This is a genomic window from Pararoseomonas sp. SCSIO 73927 (genome assembly GCF_037040815.1).
Lineage (GTDB): Bacteria > Pseudomonadota > Alphaproteobacteria > Acetobacterales > Acetobacteraceae > Roseomonas.
On the sequence record NZ_CP146232.1, the window covers coordinates 2688789 to 2709179 of the forward strand.

Genomic DNA, 20391 nt, shown 5'->3' on the forward strand with positions numbered 1-20391 from the left:
ACACGGGTCATCTCTCGGCGAAAACTCTGGCCCCTCCCGGGTCAGCTCTCAGTGCAAATCAACACCCCAGAGCCAGTCGGCACGTGCACGACCCATATCGCCGCGACCGACCGGGAGGGCACGACGGTCAGCCTGACGACCACGCTTCTGGGCACCATGGGCAGCCGGGTCGTACTACCGGAGACGGGCGTGCTCATGAACAATGCCGCCATGTGGTTCGACCCTCGTCCGGGCAAGCCGAACTCGGTGTCTGGCGGCAAGCGGCCCCTGACGAATATGTTGCCAGTGGTGTTCGTCGGGTCGGATGGCCTCGTGCTCGCCGCCGGAGCCTCCGGTGGTCGCCGCATTCTCTCGTCCGTCTACCAGACGCTGGCGCATGTGCTCGACTTCGGGATGGACCTCGACGGGGCGGCGCACCAGCCACGGATCGATGTCTCCGGCCCGGACCGCGTGGCAGCCGACCGCCGACTGCCCCGGGCAACCCTCGCCGCGCTGGCAGATGCAAATCCCGGCGCACTGGACGTCGTGGAGCATGGCCCGGTGCCGCTCAACTTTGCCTGCCCGAGCCTTCTCGCCAGGAAGGGCGACGTCGTGGAGGCAGTGGCCGACACCATGACTCCCTGGAGCTGTGCGCTGACCCAGTAGGCACGCAAGCCCAGGACAAGAAGGTCGAGGCCGATGTAGCCGAGGCCAAGGAACGCTGGTGGAACCCGTCTTTGGAGACCTCTATGTCGATGCCGGATATGAAGCGTAGATGGCGACGCGTCGCCTTCGCAGCCGCTGCCCTCCTCGGAGCCGCCACCTCCGGTGCCCAGGCGAAGGACGCCTTTGTCTTTGCATGGCCTTCGGCGGTGAACTCCGGTGTCGCTCCCCTCACGTTTGCGCGCCAGCTCGGCTACTTCGACGCCGAGAACCTGGACGTCCAGATCCAGGTGCTCACGGGATCAGGTGTCATCATCCCGCAGCTCATGGCGGGCAAGATCAACGCGGCCTATGCGAGCCTGGAACCCTTGGTCATCGCCCGGCAGCCGGGCAAGCCGAACTTCCCGCTACGCTTCGTCTACAACTTGTTTCCGCGCACCATCTGGGAGTTCGCGGTGCTGGAGGGCAGCCCGATCCGGAGCCTTGCCGACCTGCGGGGCAGGACGATCGGCGTCCTCGCCCTCAGCTCGGGCAACATCTACATGACCCGTGCGATGCTGCAGGCTGCCGGGGTGCCCTGGAACGAGGTCAAGCTGCAGGCTGTGGGCACCGGAGTGTCGGCATTCGAGGCACTCCGGAACGGGCAGATCGACGTCCTCAACCTGTTTGACACCGCCCACGTGCGTCTTGAGCAGGCTGGGACGCCGATCCGGCGGCTGGAGATCCCCTCGGCCCTGCTGAACTCGTCCAGCCATGGGATCGAGGTGACCGACGCGGCGCTGCGGTCCAACCCTGACCTTTTCGAACGCTTCGGCCGCGCCCTTACCAAGGGAAGCGTGGCGTGCCGAGCCAACCTCCCGGCCTGCGTCCGCTCCTACTGGGCGGCCTATCCAGCGCTTCGCCCGACGACCGGCACGGAAGAGGAGAACCTTCGTCGCGAGGTCCAGGTCCTGGAACTGCGGATGAGGAACCTCATGCCGCCGGGAAGTGGCACCGAGCGCCCGCATGGTGCATTCAGCGACGCCGACTGGACCATCCTCATCGATGCCCTTCGCGTCGGTGGGGAGGTGTCCAACACCAACGTCCCACTTGCAACGCTCTACACCAACGCTCTGGTGCCGGGGTACAACCGCTTCGATCCTGCTTCCGTCGAGGCCGAGGCGAGGGCAGCGCAGTGAGCGCCTCGGTCTTGGCCATGCCACGAAAGGATGCTGTTGCAGCCCGTCCGCAGCTCGAGATCCGAGGGCTGGGGGTCGTGTACCGCGGCCGCAAGGGCGACGTACAGGCCCTGGGTGGCGTCGATCTCACAATCCGGAAAGGAGAGTTCGTCGCGGTCCTGGGCCCGTCGGGGTGCGGCAAGTCCACTCTGCTGCGGATCGTCTCCGGGCTGATAGCCCCCTCCGAGGGCGAGGTTGTCCTGGATGGCAGGACCGTGCGTGGACCACAGCCCTCTGTCGGCATCGTCTTCCAGCAGCCGACCCTCCTGCCCTGGAAGACCGTGGTGGACAACGTGCTTGTTCCCATCCGCGCCCAGGGCAAGCCGACCGGCCCGTTGCGGGACAAGGCTCTGGCACTGCTCCGCCTTGCGGGACTGGAGGTCTTTGCGGACTCCTACCCGCATGAGCTCTCGGGAGGCATGCAGCAGCGTGTCGGCATCGTGCGAGGGCTGATCCACGACCCGAAGCTGCTCCTGATGGACGAGCCGTTCTCGGCCCTGGATGCCATGACGCGTGAACGGATGGCGGGCGAACTGCAGGCGATCTGGATGGAGACCCGCAAGGCCGTACTCTTCATCACTCACTCCATCCAGGAGGCAGTCATGCTCGCCGACCGGATCGTCGTGCTTTCCGAAAGGCCAGGTCGCGTCGTCGAGGTGCTGGACGTGGACCTGCCGCGTCCGCGTCTGGCGGATGCGGTGGCCTCGCCGCGATTTGCGGAGCTCAGTGCGCATCTGCGGGCCTTCTTCCAGGTGGACGGACCGCTACGTGGTGGACCGACGGAAGTGCGTCGATGAGCGAGCGCCTGAAGAACTGGCTCAGCCCCCTGGTGACCTTCGTCATCTTCCTCGGACTCTGGCAGGCGGTCGCCAGCGCAGGGCTCGTGCCCGCCTACCTCCTGCCCTCGCCAGGAGCGGTGGGCCATGCACTCGTGACGGTCTATGGCCAGGGCACCATCTGGCCTCACCTCGCGGCCACTGCCTCGGAGATGGTGTTCGGCTTCATCCTGGGCAGCATCGCCGCCCTGATAGCGGCCGCTGTCGTTGCCGAGTTCCGGGCAGTGGAGCGTTGCGTCTACCCCTACATCGTAGCCCTGCAATCCATGCCCAAGGTCGCGCTGGCACCTTTGCTGATCGTATGGTTCGGCTTCGGCTTGACTTCCAAGATCATACTCGTCGCCCTCATCTGCTTCTTCCCTGTCTTCGTGAACGTCCTCACGGGGCTGCGCGCGACGCGGGCGGAGCTCGTGGACCTCTACCGTGCCTTCTCGTCCACCCGGTGGCGGATCTTCTGGGACGTCCGGCTACCCTCGGCCGCTGGCTCCATCTTCGCGGGGCTGCAGGTCGCCCTGGTGCTGGCTCTGCTGGGTGCCGTCGTCGGTGAGTTCGTGGCGGCGCAGGAGGGGCTGGGAAGCCTGATCCAGGCATCCTCCCTGAACTTCGAGGTTCCGGTGATGTTCGCCTGCATCATCACTCTCGCTGCAATGGGGTCCGTCGCAAGTGCGATCGTCCGCTTCGTCCAGCGCCGCGTGGTGTTCTGGGAGGGGGCCGGTGGGCGCGGCAGCACCGTTGTCAAGGGAGAGGGGTGATGCGCGTCGTCGCTATCTCGGGAAGCCCCTCTGCGCACTCCCGTACCGCCATGCTGGCCGAGCAGGTGCTTGCGATGCTGGAAGCGGGAGGAGGCTCGCACCTGCGCCTGGCGACGCTCGATCCAGCTGCGCTGCTCGCCGGAGATGCTACCCATCCATCGATTGCCTCGGCCACGGCGGCCGTCGAGGCGGCGGACGGTGTCATCGTCGCGACACCGGTCTTCAAGGCAGCCTATTCCGGCCTCACCAAGGCTTTCCTGGACCTGCTCCCGCAGTTCGCGCTCGCCGGGAAGGCGGTGCTGCCCCTCGCCACAGGTGGGAGCACCGCACATGTGCTGGCCCTCGACTATGCGCTGCGCCCGGTCCTGCAGTTCATGGGCGCCCGGCATGTCGTGCAGGGGGTCTTCGTAGCCAACGCTCCGGTCTCGTCGGACGGGGCACTTGCCCTGCCTGCCGACGTTGCGGCCCTGTTGGCGGAAGCAGTCCTGCACTTCCGCCACGCGCTTCCCGGTCAGCACTATCCGCCGCTGCTGGGCCATCCACGTCCCCTGCGCGAAATGTCCTGAGCCGCAATACATAGGAGCCGTTCGATGCCGCACGATCCATTCGACGTCTGGGCCGACATGGCCATCAAGATCTGGCCGGAGAACTACTGGCTGGTGGGCCTCGCGCCAGGCTCGCTGCCTGTAGCGGCAAGGGCCCTCGAGGACAGTACGTCCCGCTACGCCTGCATAATCCAGGACCAGACCGGCTTCTCCGTGGTGGTCGACGAGACCGTCTTCGGAGGCATGAAGGACAGTCCCGCGGTGCGGGCTTCGTTCGGGCCGCTGAAGGTTATCTCGACCGATAGCCCGTTGCCCTTCGATGTTGTCGGCTTCATCCAGGCCGCACTGCGCGAGGTGAACGGCGCCGGGTACAAGGCTGCCCCACAGTGCGGAGCCGCCGCCGACCACTTCTTCACCGGCGCTGCCGACATCGAGATGGTGGAAGCCCAGTTCCGTAGGCTGATCTCCGATGCCCGCGCCCGCCGTCGCTGACGCGCTCCCTGCCGTCGACGCGCGGCTGCCGGGGCTTCTGCCCGATGCCTGCCTGCAGGGAGCGACGCTCTGGATCGGCGGCAGATGGGAGGCTGCGGTAACCGGAGACGCCCTGCCCAGCATCAATCCCTCGACGGGGCAGATACTCATGTCCATCGCCCGCGGCAGCGCGGGGGACGTCGACCGGGCAGTGCGGGCTGCGGAGGCCGCAGCGCCGGTGTGGCGGTCCCTGGACGGCATCGAGCGCGGCCGCATCCTGCGTCGCTGCGCCGACGGCGTCCGTGCGGCAGGAAGGGAGCTCGGGCTGCTCGACACCCTGGAGTCCGGTCGCCCGATTGCCGAGACTTCCGGCCGGTCCGTGGAGGGTGTCGCACGCCTCTTCGACTTCTATGCGGGACTGACGGACAAGATCCGGGGTGCGACGGTCCCGGTCCGGTCCGATGCCACGGCGATGGTCGAAAGGGAGCCCTATGGCGTGGTCGGGGCGATCTCTCCGTGGAACTATCCATTGTCCAACGTGGTCACCAAGATCGCGCCCATCCTGGCTTGCGGCAACGCCATGGTGCTGAAGCCAGCCGAGCTGACATCTCTCGCAGCCCTGCGCCTGGCAACTGTACTGGCCGAGGCCGGGCTCCCGCCCGGTGTGCTCAACATCGTCACGGGAGGCGGTGCCGATGCAGGAGCCGCGCTCGTCGACCATCCTGGAATCCGGCTGGTTTCCTTTACCGGATCGACGGAGACCGGCCGCCTGATCGCGGCCCGGGCGGGCGGTCGATTGATACCTGTGGTTCTCGAGCTTGGCGGCAAGTCTGCCATGATCGTCTTCGAGGATGCGGATCTGGAGGCGGCGGCCAGGGCATCGGCGTTCTCTGCCTTCGGCAACGCCGGGCAGACCTGCACGGCCTGCACCCGCCTGCTCGTTGCGCGAAGCCTGATGCCCCGCTTCGTGGCGATGGTCGAGGCGGAAGCAGCAAGGCTCGTCATAGGCGATCCACTGCATCCGGACACCCAGGTAGGTCCGCTCGCCTCGGCAGCACAGTCCGCGCGTGTCCGTGCGTTCCTGGCCGATGCGCCAGCACATCGCACCATGCACCTTCCGAACTACCATCCCCTTCCGGGTGGCTATTTCCATCCACCTGTCATCCTGGCGGACCTCGATCCCAAGGACAGGATCGGCCGGGAGGAGGTGTTCGGGCCTGTGCTCTCCGTCTTCCCGTTCGATGACGAGGCCGGAGCGATCGAGCTGGCGAACGACAGCAGCTATGGCCTGGCGGCGTCGGTCTGGACTGCCTCGATCGACCGGGCAGCGCGCTGCCGCCGCGAACTGGATGCTGGCCTCGTCTGGATCAACGCCGTCCATCTCCTGCACCCGGGCTTGCCGCTGGGTGGAATGAAGGCGAGTGGACTAGGCTCCGAGTACGGGATGGAGGCTGTCGAATGCTATACTCGCCCGAAGAGCAGCATCGCGCTGCACGGGCGCTGGCAGCCTCCGTATCCGGACAGCTCCGGGAGTGCTGCCCGAGGGAGGGCCATGTCGTGAAGATCGATGCCGCTGACCTCGACAAGTCGGCTGCGTACAAGCTCCTGACTGGAGTAGTCGTCCCCCGGCCGATTGCCTGGATCTCGACCGTGTCTCCGGCGGGAATGACAAACATCGCACCGTTCAGCTGCTTCACCTTTGTCTCTGCGGAACCACCCATGATCGGGTTCAATGCCGGGCTGCGGGATGGACAGCGCAAGGACACTGTCCGCAACATCGTGGCGACCGGTGATTTCGTGGTCAACGTCGTCGACGAGAACCTGGTCGATGCGATGCACCGGTCCGCCGCAGACTACGGGCCGGACGAGAGCGAAATCGACCTCCTCGGGCTACCGATCGTGTCATCGGACTTCGTGACAGCCCCAAGGATCGGGTCGAGCCCGATCGGCATGGAGTGTGTCCTGGACCGTATAGTGAGCTTCGGGCGGTCCGGAGCCGAGTTCGTGGTTGGAGAGGTCCGGCGGTTCCACGTCGCTGACCGTCTCCTATCGGGGTCGCGGATCGACACGGCACTCCTCAGGCCGGTGGCACGGCTCGCGGGGCCGAACTACTCCACGCTCGGGCAGATCATCCGGACGCAGAGAAGCGAGGTGTCGTCTTCTGGCGGGTAGGTGTCATCAAAGCCCTTGCGGCTCGTGGATGGGCTGCTTTTGGAAGTCCGCTCCCATGGCCTTGCGTTGGCGAAGATCGCTGGGGGAAGACAGGGACGCGAGGGGTTGGATCCCGACCCTGGCCGTAACCATCCAGACCAAGAGGATCCTGACCTCGGCTCCGCGTGGAAAGGTCCCGGAGTGGCATGGGGAGACCGGGTCAGGGGGATGATTGAAGGCATATTGGCGGGCGTTCCGCGTCCCGGGCGGCGGGGTGATCTGTCAGGGCACCCGTCAGATGCTCTCGTCGCCGTGCCGAGCCCTGGGCCGCTGATGCAGCCACGGGACGGCTCGTGTGCAATGACGCCTTGCAGCCGCTAGGCTGGCATACCGCACCGCCGACCTCTGGGAGCGAAGCAAGGGACCCGACCTTCGTCGTGCAGGCGCGAGCCTGGCCATGGTACAGGATACTCGATGGCTCGATCGCATTGGATCTGCTCCGGAGCAGACGGACGCCGTTCTCGAGGGCCTGAGGGGCTGGAGCAAGCATGTCCTACGGCGCCGGGCGGAGGTCACCTGTCGACCCGCTGCAGATTGAAGCTGGATTCGGGCATGGTTGCCTGCAGCACCTGGGATAGGTGCTCATGGTGGGTGAGCAGGATGACCTGGGTCGTCTCGCTCAGGCGCAGGAGGGCGCGGAAGGCAGCTGCCGCGCGCCGGTCGTCGAAGCTCTGCAGGACGTCGTCGCCGACGAAGGGCAGCATGGTGCCGCTGGACGCCTGGTCCGCTATGGAGACAAGACGGAGGGCAAGGAACAGCTGGTCCCTCGTTCCTTCGGAGAGCTGGTCGACCTCGACGTCCTCCTCGGGGAAGTCCCGCATGCGCAATGCCAGCCGCGCCGTCCCGCGGTCGTCCTCCCGGGAGGCCACGCCGGTGTAGGTGCCGTCCGTCAGCTCGGAGAAGGCGTCGCCGATCCGGCGGAGCAGGACGTCGTCGCCGCCCTTCTGCACGGCCTCGAGCGCGGCTTCCAACAGACCCGCGGCGACCTGCATGACGAGCGCGTCCTCGAGCGTCTGGCCGATCTCCCCCGCGGCCGACGCCTCGTTCGCAGCCGCCCGGACGGCGGCGTCGTCTCCCGCGATCTGCCGTAGTTCCAGTTCGAGGGCCGTAACCACGGCCACTCCTTCCTGCGCCGTGGCGGCGTGGCTGCCCTGGGCCTTCTCGGCCTCTCGCAGGGCCTCTTCCAGATCGTCCGCCGCATGAGCCGCCGCCTCGGCCCGCAAGGCGTCCAGAGACAGCCCGTCGCCCCCGGCCAGCAGATCGGCCTCGGCAGCGTCGCGCAGCCTCTCCTGCCGAGCGCGTTCGGCGCCGAGCAGGATGCGCTCCTCGGCCGCCTCCGCCGTCGTCGCCCCCGCCTCGGCGATCACCGCCCGCAGCGCGGCCTCGGCCTGGGCGAGGGTCGCCTCGTGCTGGCGCTGCGTGTTCGCCTCCCTCTCGCGCTGACCGAGCAATGCGGCCCGGCGCTCCGCCAGGGCGGCCTCACCCTTTTGACGGCGATCCAGGTCGCGAAGACCATCGAGCGCATTTTCCAGGGCGGAGAGGCCGAGCCACCCGCAGACCGCTGCGTAGCCGGTGTTGAACCGTTCCAGCGCCCCCCGCCAAGCCGAGACCTTCCCTTCCAAGTCCGCGGCGCTTCGCAGGCCTTCTGCAAGGCTCTCGGTGGCGTCCAGCACCTCGTCCAGGGATTGCGGCGGAAGGTCCGGTGCCTGGCCCAGGCGCTCCAGCGCAGCACCCCAGTCGGCCTGCCAAGACACCCGGTTCTCGGCCGCCGCCTCGCGTTCCTGCCCTATATCGCGGAGCGCATCGCGAGCCGCCATTGCGGCCATCTCGTGCTCCCGCCGCCGGTCCTGGGCAGCGCGCCGTCGGCGGACCGTGGAGTCCGCTCGATCGAGGATGACGGGCAGATCGCCCGGCGCAGGATCGTCGAGCAACCGGAGCAGCCGGGTCGCGGCCCCCTCCTGGCGTGCCCGCATCTCGGTCAGGGCAGCCTCGGCAGTCGTCAAGGCCTGCCGTGCCGTCAGTCCGGCCTCCCGCGCCGCGATCAGCCGCTGCACTTCGGCCGGTCCCGCCCCACGGTCCAGGCCAAGCGGACTGACCATCTTGGCCCAGTCGGCCTGGGCGGCGTCGTGCGCCCGTCGCGCTACGCGCGCTTCCTCCTGCACGGCCGAGAGTTCGGCCTCTTGGTCGGCCACCGTGCGTACGAGCCGCTCGGCCCTTGCTACCCGCTCGGCGTCGGACCAGCGGTCATCGGCGATTCGGTCCGCAGTGTTCACGGCCTCGGCGTAGGCCAAGGGAAGGGGACGCCCATCCCCATAGACCTGCTCCCGATCCCGATCGGCGGCCTCGCCGGAGAGGCGGCGGAACACGAGGGCCCATCCTGCCTCACGATGTCGCCGGGCATGGAGAAGGTCGGCCTCCGTCGGCGGAGCGCCGCCCGCCTCGAGCGCGGCCCTCTCAGCCCTCACTGCTGCCAGAGCCTCCTCGGCCCGGCGAACGGCATCGTCATGTCGCTCCAGCAGCAGCCGGGTGGCGTCCCGCGCGGCCGCCAGCCGGGTCAGCACGGCCTCCATCGGCGGATCCAGCTCGGCCAGTGTCTCCGGGTCGCGCAGCGGCGCCGGAAGACGGGCCAGCGCACCCGCGAGCTGTGCCTCTGCCTCCTCCACCCCACGCCGTGCCGCAGCCAGGTTGTGCGTCGGGTCACCCTCGCGCCGGACCTGCCCGAGCATCTCCTCCAGCTGTTGCACGTCCTCCGGTGGTGGCAGCGTGGCCATTGCCCGCTCAGCCTCGGCAAGGCGCGCTTCCTGCTCCGCGGCCCGCCGGGGAAGACCGGCCAGCGCCGTCTCCTGCGCTTCCCGTTCGGCCTTCAGACGGCGGAGCTGCGCCACCAGCGACGAGGGTGGCACGAGGGAGGCCGGATCGGTGGTATCGGCCCCGCCCAGGATCCGGGCCTGCGTCGCCACCCGGTCCCGGGCCTCCGCGAGCGCCGCCTCCGCGTCCGGCAGCCCGGCCACGGCGCCCTCGACGAGGCCTACCATCCCCATCAGGGTCTGGATCTCTTCCGTCACCGCCAGCAGGGTGTCGTCCACCACCACCCCGGCGATGTCGGCATCGAGCCGCGCGAGGTAGGCACGCGCTGTCTCCAGGACGTGGCTCGCCCGCGCCACGGCGCCGCGCGCGTCGGGCAGGCGCCCGGCGAGGTCCGCCGGGAACCGCGGCGCGTGCGGATGCGCCGCGAGCCAGGCGACGGCGGTGGCGTGGGCCGCCAGGAGGGGGCGGGTGCGGCGGACGCGCTCCAGGCGGCGCAGCCGCGTGCCCGCCTCTGCCGCGGCGCGGTTGCTCTCGTTCCGCCGCGCCTCCGCGTCCCGCAGCGCCCTCTCGCGCTCCGCCCATTCCTGCGGCCGCACGAGGCTGTCCTTGAGCTGGCGGCGGCTCTCCGACCAGCGGTCGAGGGCGACATAGAAGGGGCGAGAGGCGGTCTTGCGGGGGGGAGCCAAGGCGTCGCGCTCCCCCTCCAGCGCACGGTGCAGGGACGAAGCTTCCCGCAGCCCACCGGCCGCAGCCAGCAGCGCGTCGGCCAGGATGCCGCCCGAGGTCAGGAGTTCGCGCCCGCCCTGCCGTAGCCGCTCGGTGTCGAGCGCGAAGAGCTGCGACATCAGCTTGCCGTCAGCCCGTCCCAGCAGTCTGTCCAGCCAGGTCTGGTCGAGCGGGGCGTCGCCCTCGCCGGTCAGTGTGTTCCGGTTCCCCTTGCGGCGGGTGAAGGCAAAGGGGGCGCCGTCAGGACCGATGCCGGTCGCGGCGATCTGCATGCCCGGGTAGCCGTGCCGGAAGCCCATGGGCGTCTGCCCGCCGATGCCGAAGAGCAGGTCCTGGAAGGCCTGGCGGAGGACGGACTTGCCCGCCCCGTTCGGGGCCAGGACGAGGTTGATGCGCCCCGGGGCAGGGTCGAAGGTGAGTGCCGTCTCCTCGAAGGGGCCGTAGCGGCGCAGGGTGAGGCCGGTCAGGCGCATGGACGCCTCAGCCCTGGGCTAGGCGGGCGAGCAACAGGTCCCGCGCCCGCTGCAGCAGCTCCGGCGGCAGGCGCCCCTCCGCCGCCTGGACGGCGGGGTGGTCCGGGCCGAGCGCCTGGCGCAGGCCGCCCAGACCACGGTCCAGCAGCGCCGTGGCATAGCCCTGCGCCGCGGCAGCGGGGCCGGTCGCCTCCTCTGGTGCCTCGGCCATGGCGTCGATCGCGCGCACGAGCCGCCCGACGGCGTCCTCGCGTGCCCGCAGCGCGCCGATGTCCTGCATGGGGCGGGTCGCGACGCGGACGTCCTCGATCCAGACCGCGTCGGCCTCTGCCACCTCCAGTGCAGCGGCCACGAGCTTCTGCCGCAGAACGGCCGGGTCGCGGGCGAGGACGAGGTGGGCAGGGCAGGCGCCCTCCAGCCGAAGGCGCAGGACCAGGAGGCGGCCCTCGGCGGCGTCCACCGCCTCGCCCATGGCGCGGCGACAGCGTGCCAGCACGGCCTCCTCATCGGTAGCGCCCTCGCAGTCCACCGTCAGCCGTGCCCAGCGCACGGCATCCAGCGCCCGGTGCTCGACGCCGACCACACGGCCGTGGTGCACGGTGACGAGGCTGGCGCCCTTGGCCCCGGCCTCGTTGACGTGGCGGCCCTGGAGATTGCCGGGGAAGACGATCCAGGGGTCCTGCAGCAGCTCCTCGCGGGCGTGGATGTGGCCGAGCGCCCAGTAGTCGTAGCCGTGAGCGGCCAGCTGCTCGACCGTGCAGGGCGCGTAGGAGGCGTGGCCCGGGCGGCCGGTGGCGGCGGTGTGCAGCAGGCCGATGTTGAAGCGGTTCGCGGCGGGGGTTGGATAGCCCTGGGCGAGGTTCTGCTGGACGTCGCGGGTCTGGAAGGACTGCCCGTGCAGGACGACCTCGAACTCCGGCCACTCGACCGTGTCCGGCCGGTCGGCGCGGAGCAGCGTGGCGCCCTCGGGCAGGCTGAGCGTGCGGGTCAGCACGCTCTCGGCGTCGTGGTTGCCGCGGATCGCGACGATGCGGATCCGGGCGCGGGTGAGCCGGGCGAAGGCGGCGACCAGGGCCTGTCCTGTCCGGAAGTCGGGCCAGTCACCGTCGTAGAGGTCGCCCGCCACCACCACGAAGTCGACCTTCTCCCGGATAGCGAGGTCGACGAGGTTGGTCAGGGCGTCGCGGGTCGCTTGCCGGATCCGGGAGGCCGGGGCGTCGGCGCCCAGCCCACGCAGCGGGCTGTCCAGGTGCAGGTCGGCGGCGTGGAGGAAGCGGAAGCTGTTCAAGGCGGGCCATTTTGCTGCGCTCCTGCCAGCTTGAGCAAGCGTGCGCCTACCTGCCGCCCACCATCGAGGCTCACCCGCCGTCGGCTGGCGCAGCCGTGGATCGTTGGGGGAAGCCTCAGGATACCGTTCTCTCGGGAAAGCTGCTCTCCCGGAGTAATGATGGACGAATCCCAAGGCTGCTTCAGATTCCTTTCCATCCAGCGGGTCAGGCCCGGCCGCAACGAGCCAGAATCCTTGCCATGGCTGAACCTCGCTTGCCCTGAACGCGGCGGCCCTCGAAGTGCGGTGACCGCCTCCATGGGCTGAACTTGATGCGGATGTGAGGCGCCACCTGTTTTGGGCGCAACGTCAGCGAGCAGGCGGCGGATAGTGGACCCCACCGTTCGTCCAGAGGCGGTTGAGGCCGCGCTGGAGGCCCAACGGAGTGACGTTGCGGTCCCACTGCTCGGCGTAGTTGCCGACCTGCCGGACGATCTGCGCCGCCCAGTCGTCCCGCACGCCGAGCATGGTCCCGAAGCCCCCGGTGCGACCGAGGAAGCGCTGCACCTCGGGATCGGGATCGCTCATCCGTGCCTCGACGTTGGCCGAGGTGATGCCGAACTCCTCGGCCAGGAGCGGCGCGTAACCGGCCCACCGGACGAGGTCGAACCATTTCCCATCGCCCTTGCGGACCACCGGCCCGAGCGGTTCCTTGCTGATTACCTCCGGCAGCAGGACGAACTCGGCCGCCTGTGCCCCCAGCCCGGCCCGGAAGGCGGTCAGCGCCGCGGTGCCGATGGTGTAGGCATCGCAGCGCCCGGCCAGCACGGCGTTCCGCACCTCCTCCACCGTCTCGATGACCAGCGGGGTGAGGCGCATGCTGTTGCGCCGAAAGTAGTCGGCGAGGTTCAGCTCCGTCGTGGAGCCGGGCTGGACGCAGACCGTCGCGCCGTCGAGCTGGCGCGCGGAGGTGACTCCGAGCGAGCGACGGACGAGGAAGCCCTGGCCGTCGTAGAAGGTGACGCCCGCGAACTGCAGGCCGAGGCTTGCCTCCCGCGTCAGGGTCCAGGTCGTGTTCGAGGCGAGGATGTCGATCTCGCCCGACTGGAGCATGGGCAAGCGGTTCTGCAGCGTGGTCGCGACGTAGCGGACGCGCGAGGCGTCGCCGAACATCGCCGCGGCAACCGTGCGGCAGACATCCACGTAGAGGCCGCTCCATTCCCCGCGGCTGTCGACGGTGGCGAAGCCGGGAAGGGTGGCGGCCGTGCCGCAGACGACCTGCCCGCGTGCGCGAACCGCGTCGAAGGTCGGTGACGGGCCGAGAGCCGGTGCCTGTGCCCCGGCCGGACTGGCCAGGAGGGAGGCTAGAACGGCCGCCAGGGCCGCGAGGGGTCGGATCATGACCAAGTCTCTCCTATTTTTGTCGATTGTCGAAAATCAGAGGCCGATCGCATCGGCGAGAGCGGTCAGCGAGGGCACGCGCGCGAGAGGCACGGCGGTGTTGGCGATGGTCGCGCCGGTGCCGCGCTTGTCGTGCCGCCGGTCCACCCAGACGGTGGGGATGCTGAAGCGGGAGGCCGGGTCCACATCGTGGTGACGGCTCTGAGCGACGTGGAGGATGCTCTCCTTCGGATAGCCCTGGGCCGCGAGGTCCGCGATCGCCGTCTCGAAGTGCGGGGCGCCGGGCTTGTAGGAACCGACGCGCTCCGCCGTGACGGTGAGGAGGAAGGGCACCTCCAGAAGGCGCAGGCTGCGCGCGAGCGAGGCCTCGTCCACGTTCGAGAGGATCGCGAGCGCGAAGCGGGACGACAGCCGACGCAGGGCCGCGACCGTGTCCGGGAAGGGCGGCCAGTCCCCGGCGGAAGCCGCGAAGGCCACGCGCTGGTTCGGGTCGTCCGGCAGGCCGAAGGTGGCCGCTACGTCGCCCCAGGTGCGGGACAGCACCTCCGGGTAGAGGAGGACCGGGCGGGTCTGCTGGTGCCGCGCCTGATGCAGGGCGAAGGCGGTGAGCACGAGGTCCTCGGGGATGTCGGCCCGCCCGGCCGCCGCGAGCCAGGGGCGGACGAGGTCGAGGATCCCCGTCTCCCAGTCGATCAGGGTGCCGTAGCAGTCGAAGGTGAGGACGCGCTTGCCCGTCGCGTCCACCCGGGTGTCGAAGTTCATGGGGTCTCCTGTTCGGCCAGCCAGGCGGCGACGCGGGCGCGCGCCTCCTCGACCTGGCGGGCGTTGAGCTCGGCGGCATCCTCCCCGCGCCCGCGCCGGGCGAGAGTGAGCAGCTTGCGGTGCGAGGCGACCCATCCGACCGAGAGACCCGCGGCCGTCCAGGCAGGGAGGAGATAGCGGGACACCGCGACGTGCAGGCTCTCGATCTGGGCGAGGACGCGGGGCCGCGATGCCCGGCGTATCAGGGCGCGGTGGAAGCGCCAATGCAGGTCGGACTGCCCGATGGGATCGCCCGGCGCGGCCTCCGCCTCGTCCAGCAGCGCGGCCGCCTCGTCCAGCTCGGCACGGGACAGGTGCGGGATCGATAGCCGCAGGGCGTGGGCCTCCAGCATCGTGCGGAGTTCTGCGATCTCTTGGAGGTCGTCGGGGTCGGTGGGGGCGACGGCGATGCCGCGATGGCGGTTCACCACCAGCAGCCCCTCCCCCGTCAAGACCTGCAGCGCCTCGCGCACCGGGGCGCGACTGGTGCCGAAGTGGCGGGCAAGATAGTCCTGCTTGAGCTGGGTGCCCGCGGGCAGGCGGCCGGTCAGGATGCCCTCGCGCAGCGCGGCGGCCACCGCGTCCGGGAAGGAGCGGGTCGAAGCGACTTCGGACAGGTTCAGATCGGCGAGGAACAAGGAAGGCATGAGTCACTCTGACCTCATTGCCGATTTTCGACAATCGATTCGAAGGTCCTAGGGAGTTCGAGCATGATGCCTACGGCCATACGCAGTGTCGGCACGTCTGCCTCGCCGTCCCGTGGGCGTGGGCGGAAGACCATGTCCGTCCAAGAGGGGGACGGGCACCCGTGGAATGTCGGAGGGAACCGCGGAGGCGGTGGCGAGAGCACCCCAGGCGGGAGTAGGGACACGCAGCTCCCATGGTCGACGGAGACGCACCGATGTTCGCCAGCCCTGCCGTCCTGGCCCTCCTCGCCGTACTCGCGCCGGGGCTGCCCGACGCGCCCGCACTGGCGCCACCTTGGCTGCCGGTGCGCGCCCCGCCCGTCGCCCATCTCTCCCCGGACGGCCGCCTGATGGCCATGCTGGAGCGGGACGAGGCCGTCGGGCAAGTCGTGACCCTCACCGTCTTCGCCGCCCCGAACACGCGGCAGGCCCGCCGGATCTTCCGCTCCGTCGGCGACACGCCGCTGCGTTTCCTGCGATGGCGAGAGGCCCGCGTGGCCGAACTGGAGTTCCCTCCGCAGGGCGGGGAACCGGCCTATCGCCTGTGGCTGACCTGCGGGGACGACACCTGCACCCTAGAACGCGCACCCGCCGGGGGAAGGCCGTAATCACCACCGCAGACAGGCCATCAGGTCGGAGGACGCTCACCTCCGCCGGAGAGCAGGTGCGGGAGAGAGGATGCGAGCAGCGCCACGCCCGAGACCGTCAGGAGGGAGAGGACGATCCTGCGGAAGGCCGCCTCGCTGATGCCGATGTAGAGGCGCGCGCCGAGCAGCGACGGGACGAGCATCGCGGATGCAGCGAGGGCGATCATCGGCAGCATGTCCCGCGTGACCGAGCCGGACGCCACGTGCGCCGCCATGGCGCAGCTTAGCATGGTCAGGTTGAAGTTCTGGATGATGCTGCGCTGGGTGTCCTTGTCCATCCGCCGCAAGGTGCACCAGAGCGTCGGGAACATGCCGGAGAATCCGCCCAGGCCGCTGAGCACGCCGCCCAGCAGCCCCGCGACGCCGTCGGCCGTCCCACCGCCGAAGGTGACCGGCGGCAGGTTGGGGGCGAGGAGCATGAACGGGCACCAGACGACCAGGAGAATGCCGAGCAAGGCACGGAACATCTGGATGTCGAGCAAGGGCAGGACGACAATGCCGAGCGGGATACCGACCAGCCCGCCGACGACGAAGGGGGCGAGGCGGGCGAGATCGAAGCCCCGGCGGACCGTCAGGGCCGCGACGACCTGTCCCGTCAGGGCGCCGGACAGCGCCAGCATGGCGGCCAGCTGTGGCTCGAGGGTCCAGGCCCAGACCGACATCGCCACGAGTCCGAAGGCGAAGCCGGAAAGGCCCTGCACGAAACCCGCCATGACGGCACCGGCCGCGATCGCCGCAATCACCGACCCGTCCATGAAGTCACTCTCCGAACATCGTCCCGGTATCAGCGCGGACACCTTCCGCGATGCGGGGCAGGTCGTCCCGCTCCGATCCCTACAACCACCGTGGCGCGGATGCTTCGTTCTAGGGCGAAGCATCGCAGCATAGGGGGATGATGTCTGGAAGGCTGAGCCGCCGGGCGTCTCAAGCTGCGGAGCGTCCACCCGATCCCGATGTCAGCCCACATGCCGGGCCGTCGCCATCGCTCGTGCCAGGACCTCGTAGACCCGGGGGTCTTCCGTCTGCGCGACGTTGAAGCGGAGGAACCCGGCAGCACCGCCGGAGACGCTGAACACGTTGCCGGGCGCCAGGATGACGCCCTCGGCCAGGGCGGCTTGCGCGATGGTGGTGGAGTCCAGGCCGTCTGGCAGCTGGCACCAGAGGTAGAAGCCCCCGCGCGGCATCAGCCAGGGCTGTAGGCCGAGGGCTTCCAGGCGGCGGGCGGTATCGCGCCGTGCGCGCGTCAGCCTGTGCCGGAGCGCCTCCATGTGCCTGCGGTAGCCTCCGCCCGACAGGACGTCGGCGACGATCCCGGCGGCGACGGGGCTTGGCCCGCCGAAGCCGGTGGCAATCTGCAAGTCGACCAGCGCCTCGATCCAGTCCGCGCGGGCCGCGACGTAGCCGCACCGGACCGAGGCCGAGACCGTCTTGGAGAAGCTGCCAACCCTGACGACCCGCCGAAGGCCGTCCATCACCGCCAGGCGCGGAGACGCCTCCGGCTCGAACTCCGCGAAGATGTCGTCTTCGACGATCGTCAGGTCGTGCGCCGAGGCCATCGCCAGGAGGCGGTGGACCGTCTGCGCGGTCGGCGTGGCGCTGGTCGGATTGTGGATCGCGGAGTTCGTGAGGTAGAGGCGCGGCCCCGCCTCCGCGAGCACGGCCGCGAAGGCGTCCAGGTCCGGTCCGGACCGGGTGTAGGGCACGCCCACGACCCGGACCCGGTGCGCCCGGAGCAGGGTGCGGAAGTTGAAGTAGCAGGGGTCGTCCACGAGCACCGTGTCGCCCGGCCTGAGCAGGAGGCGGCAGACCAGGTCGACCGCCTGCGTGCCGGAGGGCGTCAGCAGCAGCTGCCCGGGAGCGACATCCAGCCCCTCGGCGGCGAAGCGAGCGGCGAGCAGGCGGCGCAGGGCGGGCGATCCGCGGGTCGCGCCGTAGTCGGCCAGCGTGGCCTCGTCGGCGCGGGCCAGGGACCGGAGGCCGCGGCGCAGGAGGGCGTGGGGCATCCAGTCCGCCGGGAGCCAGCCACAGCCGGGCCTCAGCGCGGCAGGATCGGCGTCGAGCGACTGCCGCGAGACCCAGAACGGGTCCACGGTGGGGTCCCGCATCTCCCCGGCCGCCGCCAGGGCCATGGGCGGCAGGCCCGTACCCGTCGCGTAGAAGCCCGATCCCCGGCGCGACCGGACGAGGCCCTCCGCGGTCAGCCGGTCATAGGCCTCGACGACGGTCGAGGGCGCGACCCCCATGGTGGCCGCGAGCCGACGGATCGACGGCAGACGCTCGCCGGGTGCGAGGGTCTGGTTCACCAGCCTGGTCCGGATCGCGGCCACTACCGCCCCGGTGCGTCCGGCCTCCATTCCACGTCTCCCCGGCACGGTCGCTGTACGGCCAGATACACCAGTACAGTTCGACCGAATTGTACTGGCGCATCTCTGGCATAGGTCGACGGATCGTTCAAAACCCCGCCCAGGGGGTACCACCATGGATCGATCCGGCCAGGGCTGGGCGCACGGCTTCGTCGGTATGGCGACCTTCAGCGGATCGCTCCCGGCGACGCGCGCCGCGGTCGCCGACCTCTCGCCCCTCTTCCTCACCTCGGGCCGGGCCGTGGTGGCGGCCATCCTGGCGGCCGGTCTCCTGGCTGTCATCCGGCCGCCCCGGCCCGCGCGGGCGGACCTGCCCGCCCTGGCACTGGTCACGGCGGGCGTCGTGATCGGCTTCCCCCTGCTGACCGCCCTCGCGCTCCAGGGGATCAGCGCGTCGCGGTCCGTCGTCTTCATCGGCCTCCTGCCGCTGGCGACGGCGCTCTTCGGCGTCCTGCGCGGCGGGGAGCGGCCGCGTCCGGCGTTCTGGCTCTTCTCCGGACTGGGGGCGGCGGCGGTCGCAGGCTTCGCCCTGTCCCGGGGTGGCGCGGCGTCGGCGGGCGGCGACCTGCTCATGGTCGCGGCCGTCCTGCTCTGCGGCCTCGGCTACGCTGAGGGCGCCGTGCTCTCGCGGCGCCTGGGCGGCTGGCAGGTCATCTCCTGGGCGCTGCTGCTCTCCCTGCCGCCGATGGCCGTCGTCGCCCTGGCCACTCTTCCCGCCTCCTGGACAGGGATCGGTGCGCCCGCCTGGCTCGGCTTCGCCTACGTCTCGGTCTTCAGCATGCTCGTCGGCTTCGTCTTCTGGTACCGCGGCCTCGCGCTCGGCGGGATCGCCCGCGTCGGCCAGCTCCAGCTGCTGCAGCCGTTCCTCAGTCTAATCCTGTCGGCCCTGCTGCTGCGCGAGGTCGTCTCCTGGGCGATGGTCGCGACGACGGGGCTGGTCGTCCTCTGCGTCATCGGTGCCAAGCGATTCGCCTGAAGGTAAACGGGTGGTGGAGGGACGACGCCCGGGCCCACCGCCGTAGTCCCGGGACCGGGACGGCGGGTTTGGTGGCCTCCCCTCAGGACGTAGGCACTGGCATTTCCTACTAGATCACGCGGACCGCGCGGGCGGACAGCGCTTGCCGAGGAACCGCGCCCACGCTCCAGGATCTCATGGCCGGGCAGATCGGAGCCTTGGTGCTGACGTCTATCCCGCGCGCCCTCAACCCTTGTTGCGGGTGGAGGGGTCTCGGTCTGACCCGGGCGAGAGCGCCTGCGCCCGATCCGCGCCCGCACTCGCTGGCACAAGTGGTCGGGGGTGGTCGCCCAGGCGGGCCTTCGGAACTGGGCGGCAAGGCCCCCGCTGGCTTCAGCTCTGCGGCCGTGCCGCAAGGGTCCGATCCTGTCCGGCGCCGAAGCCGACGAACGCCTGCAGGAGTCCGGCGGCGGCGAGAAGGACCAGCGGCACCGACCAGCTCCCGGTAGCGTCGTGCAGCAGGCCGAAGCCGATCGGACCGGCCGCCGCTACCATGTAGCCCACCGTCTGTGACATGACCGACAGCGAGGCGGCTTCATGGTGGTTCGCGGACCGCAGGCTGATGAAAGCCAGTGCCAGGGTGAGGCAGGCTCCGCCGCCCAGTCCCATGATCGTGAGCCAGAGGTAGGCCGCCTGGGGAAGGACGAGGATGCCGACGACCGACACCGCCATGGCGGCCGACCCGGCGGATGCATACCGCGTCTGGTCCTTCGCCCGCCTCAGGAGCGCTGGCATCATGGCGCTCACGGCAAGGCCGACGAGCTGGAAGAGGGTCATGAGGAGACCGGCCTCGGCGGGGCTGAACCCGTTGCCCTGGAGGATCGTGGGGAACCAGGCGACGGTCACGTAGAACATGAGCGACTGGAGGCCCATGAAGGCGGTCACCAGCCAGCCCAGCCGCGACCGCCATGGCGAGACCGCACCCGATCCCCGGGACGTGCCTGGCTCGCTCGCCGATAGCGTCGCGGGCGGCAGCCAGACCAGGAGCGCGACTGCGGCCGGGATCGCCCAGACCGCCAGAGCTGCTCTCCATCCGCCAGGCAGCAACGCGGACAAGGGCACCGCCAGGCCGGAGGCGATCGCCGCTGTCAGGCCCAGCGTGATGGCGTAGACCGTGGTCATCCCCCTGACACGGTCCGGGAAGTCCCGCTTGATGATGCCGGGCACCAGGACGTTGCCGATGGCGATCCCGGCCGCAAGGCAGGCAGACCCGACGAACAGGGCCTCGACGGAGCCGTGGGAGCGGATGAGCAGACCTGCGCACAGGAGCAGGAGCGCCGCGACAAGCGTGCGCTCCATCCCCAGGCGGCGGCCAAGATGCGCCAGAGGGGCAAATGCGCCGAGTGCCAGGAGGGGCAGGCTGTTCAGGAGGCCCGCTTCCGTCAGCGACAGGCCGGTGGCCTGCCGGATCTGTTCCACCAGCGGGCCAACGCCCGTGAGGGCGGGGCGCAGGTTGGCTGCCAGCAGGACCAACGCTGCCACCGGCACGGCAGGAGGGCGGCCGGGAGATTGGATTGTCATTCGGGTGCA

The 20391-nt window shown here is 69.9% G+C and carries 18 protein-coding genes; 10 read left to right on the forward strand and 8 right to left on the reverse strand.

Features of this window, described 5'->3' with window-relative positions:
* Window positions 1-51 precede the first annotated feature (51 nt).
* The 8 genes from VQH23_RS12645 (at window position 52) to VQH23_RS12680 (ending at window position 6635) form a co-directional block, all read left to right on the forward strand.
* Window positions 52-645, forward strand: a complete 594-nt coding sequence (locus VQH23_RS12645) for a gamma-glutamyltransferase (RefSeq protein ID WP_338665999.1) — start codon at window positions 52-54, stop codon at window positions 643-645.
* Window positions 646-728: 83 nt separating this feature from the next.
* Window positions 729-1820, forward strand: coding sequence for an ABC transporter substrate-binding protein (locus VQH23_RS12650; RefSeq protein ID WP_338666000.1), 1092 nt, complete (start codon window positions 729-731; stop codon window positions 1818-1820).
* Window positions 1817-2656 (forward strand): ABC transporter ATP-binding protein, encoded by an 840-nt coding sequence (locus VQH23_RS12655; RefSeq protein ID WP_338666001.1) that lies wholly within the window; start codon window positions 1817-1819, stop codon window positions 2654-2656. The genes VQH23_RS12650 and VQH23_RS12655 overlap by 4 nt, the downstream gene beginning before the upstream one ends.
* Window positions 2653-3447, forward strand: a complete 795-nt coding sequence (locus VQH23_RS12660) for an ABC transporter permease (protein WP_338666002.1) — start codon at window positions 2653-2655, stop codon at window positions 3445-3447. Before VQH23_RS12655 ends, VQH23_RS12660 begins: the two co-directional genes overlap by 4 nt.
* The gene (ssuE, locus tag VQH23_RS12665; RefSeq protein WP_338666003.1) at window positions 3447-4013 is read left to right on the forward strand and encodes an NADPH-dependent FMN reductase; all 567 of its coding nucleotides are present in this window, start codon (window positions 3447-3449) and stop codon (window positions 4011-4013) included. The genes VQH23_RS12660 and ssuE overlap by 1 nt, the downstream gene beginning before the upstream one ends.
* A 24-nt stretch (window positions 4014-4037) precedes the next feature.
* Complete coding sequence (locus VQH23_RS12670) at window positions 4038-4484, forward strand: hypothetical protein (protein WP_338666004.1); 447 nt, start codon at window positions 4038-4040, stop codon at window positions 4482-4484.
* Window positions 4462-6024 carry an aldehyde dehydrogenase family protein gene (locus VQH23_RS12675; protein WP_338666005.1) on the forward strand — a complete coding sequence of 521 codons (1563 nt, stop codon included), beginning with the start codon at window positions 4462-4464 and terminating at the stop codon, window positions 6022-6024. Before VQH23_RS12670 ends, VQH23_RS12675 begins: the two co-directional genes overlap by 23 nt.
* A complete protein-coding gene (locus tag VQH23_RS12680; RefSeq protein ID WP_338666006.1) occupies window positions 6021-6635 on the forward strand; it encodes a flavin reductase family protein in 615 nt (204 codons plus the stop codon). Before VQH23_RS12675 ends, VQH23_RS12680 begins: the two co-directional genes overlap by 4 nt.
* A gap of 551 nt (window positions 6636-7186) precedes the next feature.
* Here the strand turns inward: VQH23_RS12680 and VQH23_RS12685 are convergent.
* The 5 genes from VQH23_RS12685 to VQH23_RS12705 form a co-directional block, all read right to left on the reverse strand.
* A complete protein-coding gene (locus VQH23_RS12685; protein ID WP_338666007.1) occupies window positions 7187-10681 on the reverse strand; it encodes an AAA family ATPase in 3495 nt (1164 codons plus the stop codon).
* Between the two features lie 7 nt (window positions 10682-10688).
* Complete coding sequence (locus tag VQH23_RS12690; RefSeq protein ID WP_338666008.1) at window positions 10689-11969, reverse strand: DNA repair exonuclease; 1281 nt, start codon at window positions 11967-11969, stop codon at window positions 10689-10691.
* A 348-nt stretch (window positions 11970-12317) separates the two neighbouring features.
* Window positions 12318-13349 (reverse strand): amino acid ABC transporter substrate-binding protein, encoded by a 1032-nt coding sequence (locus VQH23_RS12695; RefSeq protein WP_338666009.1) that lies wholly within the window; start codon window positions 13347-13349, stop codon window positions 12318-12320.
* A 36-nt stretch (window positions 13350-13385) separates the two neighbouring features.
* Window positions 13386-14111, reverse strand: a complete 726-nt coding sequence (locus tag VQH23_RS12700) for an HAD-IA family hydrolase (protein WP_338666010.1) — start codon at window positions 14109-14111, stop codon at window positions 13386-13388.
* Window positions 14108-14797, reverse strand: coding sequence for a GntR family transcriptional regulator (locus VQH23_RS12705; RefSeq protein WP_338666011.1), 690 nt, complete (start codon window positions 14795-14797; stop codon window positions 14108-14110). Before VQH23_RS12705 ends, VQH23_RS12700 begins: the two co-directional genes overlap by 4 nt.
* Before the next feature lie 254 nt (window positions 14798-15051).
* Between VQH23_RS12705 and VQH23_RS12710 the strand changes: the two genes are divergently transcribed.
* Window positions 15052-15444 carry a hypothetical protein gene (locus VQH23_RS12710; protein WP_338666012.1) on the forward strand — a complete coding sequence of 131 codons (393 nt, stop codon included), beginning with the start codon at window positions 15052-15054 and terminating at the stop codon, window positions 15442-15444.
* Window positions 15445-15464: 20 nt separating this feature from the next.
* Here VQH23_RS12710 and VQH23_RS12715 read toward each other — a convergent pair whose 3' ends face one another.
* Together VQH23_RS12715 and VQH23_RS12720 are read right to left on the reverse strand one after the other, a co-directional pair.
* Window positions 15465-16238 (reverse strand): sulfite exporter TauE/SafE family protein, encoded by a 774-nt coding sequence (locus VQH23_RS12715; protein ID WP_338666013.1) that lies wholly within the window; start codon window positions 16236-16238, stop codon window positions 15465-15467.
* A 201-nt stretch (window positions 16239-16439) separates the two neighbouring features.
* Complete coding sequence (locus VQH23_RS12720; protein ID WP_338666014.1) at window positions 16440-17837, reverse strand: PLP-dependent aminotransferase family protein; 1398 nt, start codon at window positions 17835-17837, stop codon at window positions 16440-16442.
* A 124-nt stretch (window positions 17838-17961) separates the two neighbouring features.
* On the opposite strand from VQH23_RS12720, the gene VQH23_RS12725 reads away from it, so the two are divergent.
* On the forward strand, window positions 17962-18822 hold the full coding sequence (locus VQH23_RS12725; RefSeq protein ID WP_338666015.1) for a DMT family transporter: 861 nt from the start codon (window positions 17962-17964) through the stop codon (window positions 18820-18822).
* Between the two features lie 372 nt (window positions 18823-19194).
* Here the strand turns inward: VQH23_RS12725 and VQH23_RS12730 are convergent, their stop codons facing one another.
* On the reverse strand, window positions 19195-20334 hold the full coding sequence (locus VQH23_RS12730; protein WP_338666016.1) for an MFS transporter: 1140 nt from the start codon (window positions 20332-20334) through the stop codon (window positions 19195-19197).
* Window positions 20335-20391: the final 57 nt, after the last annotated feature.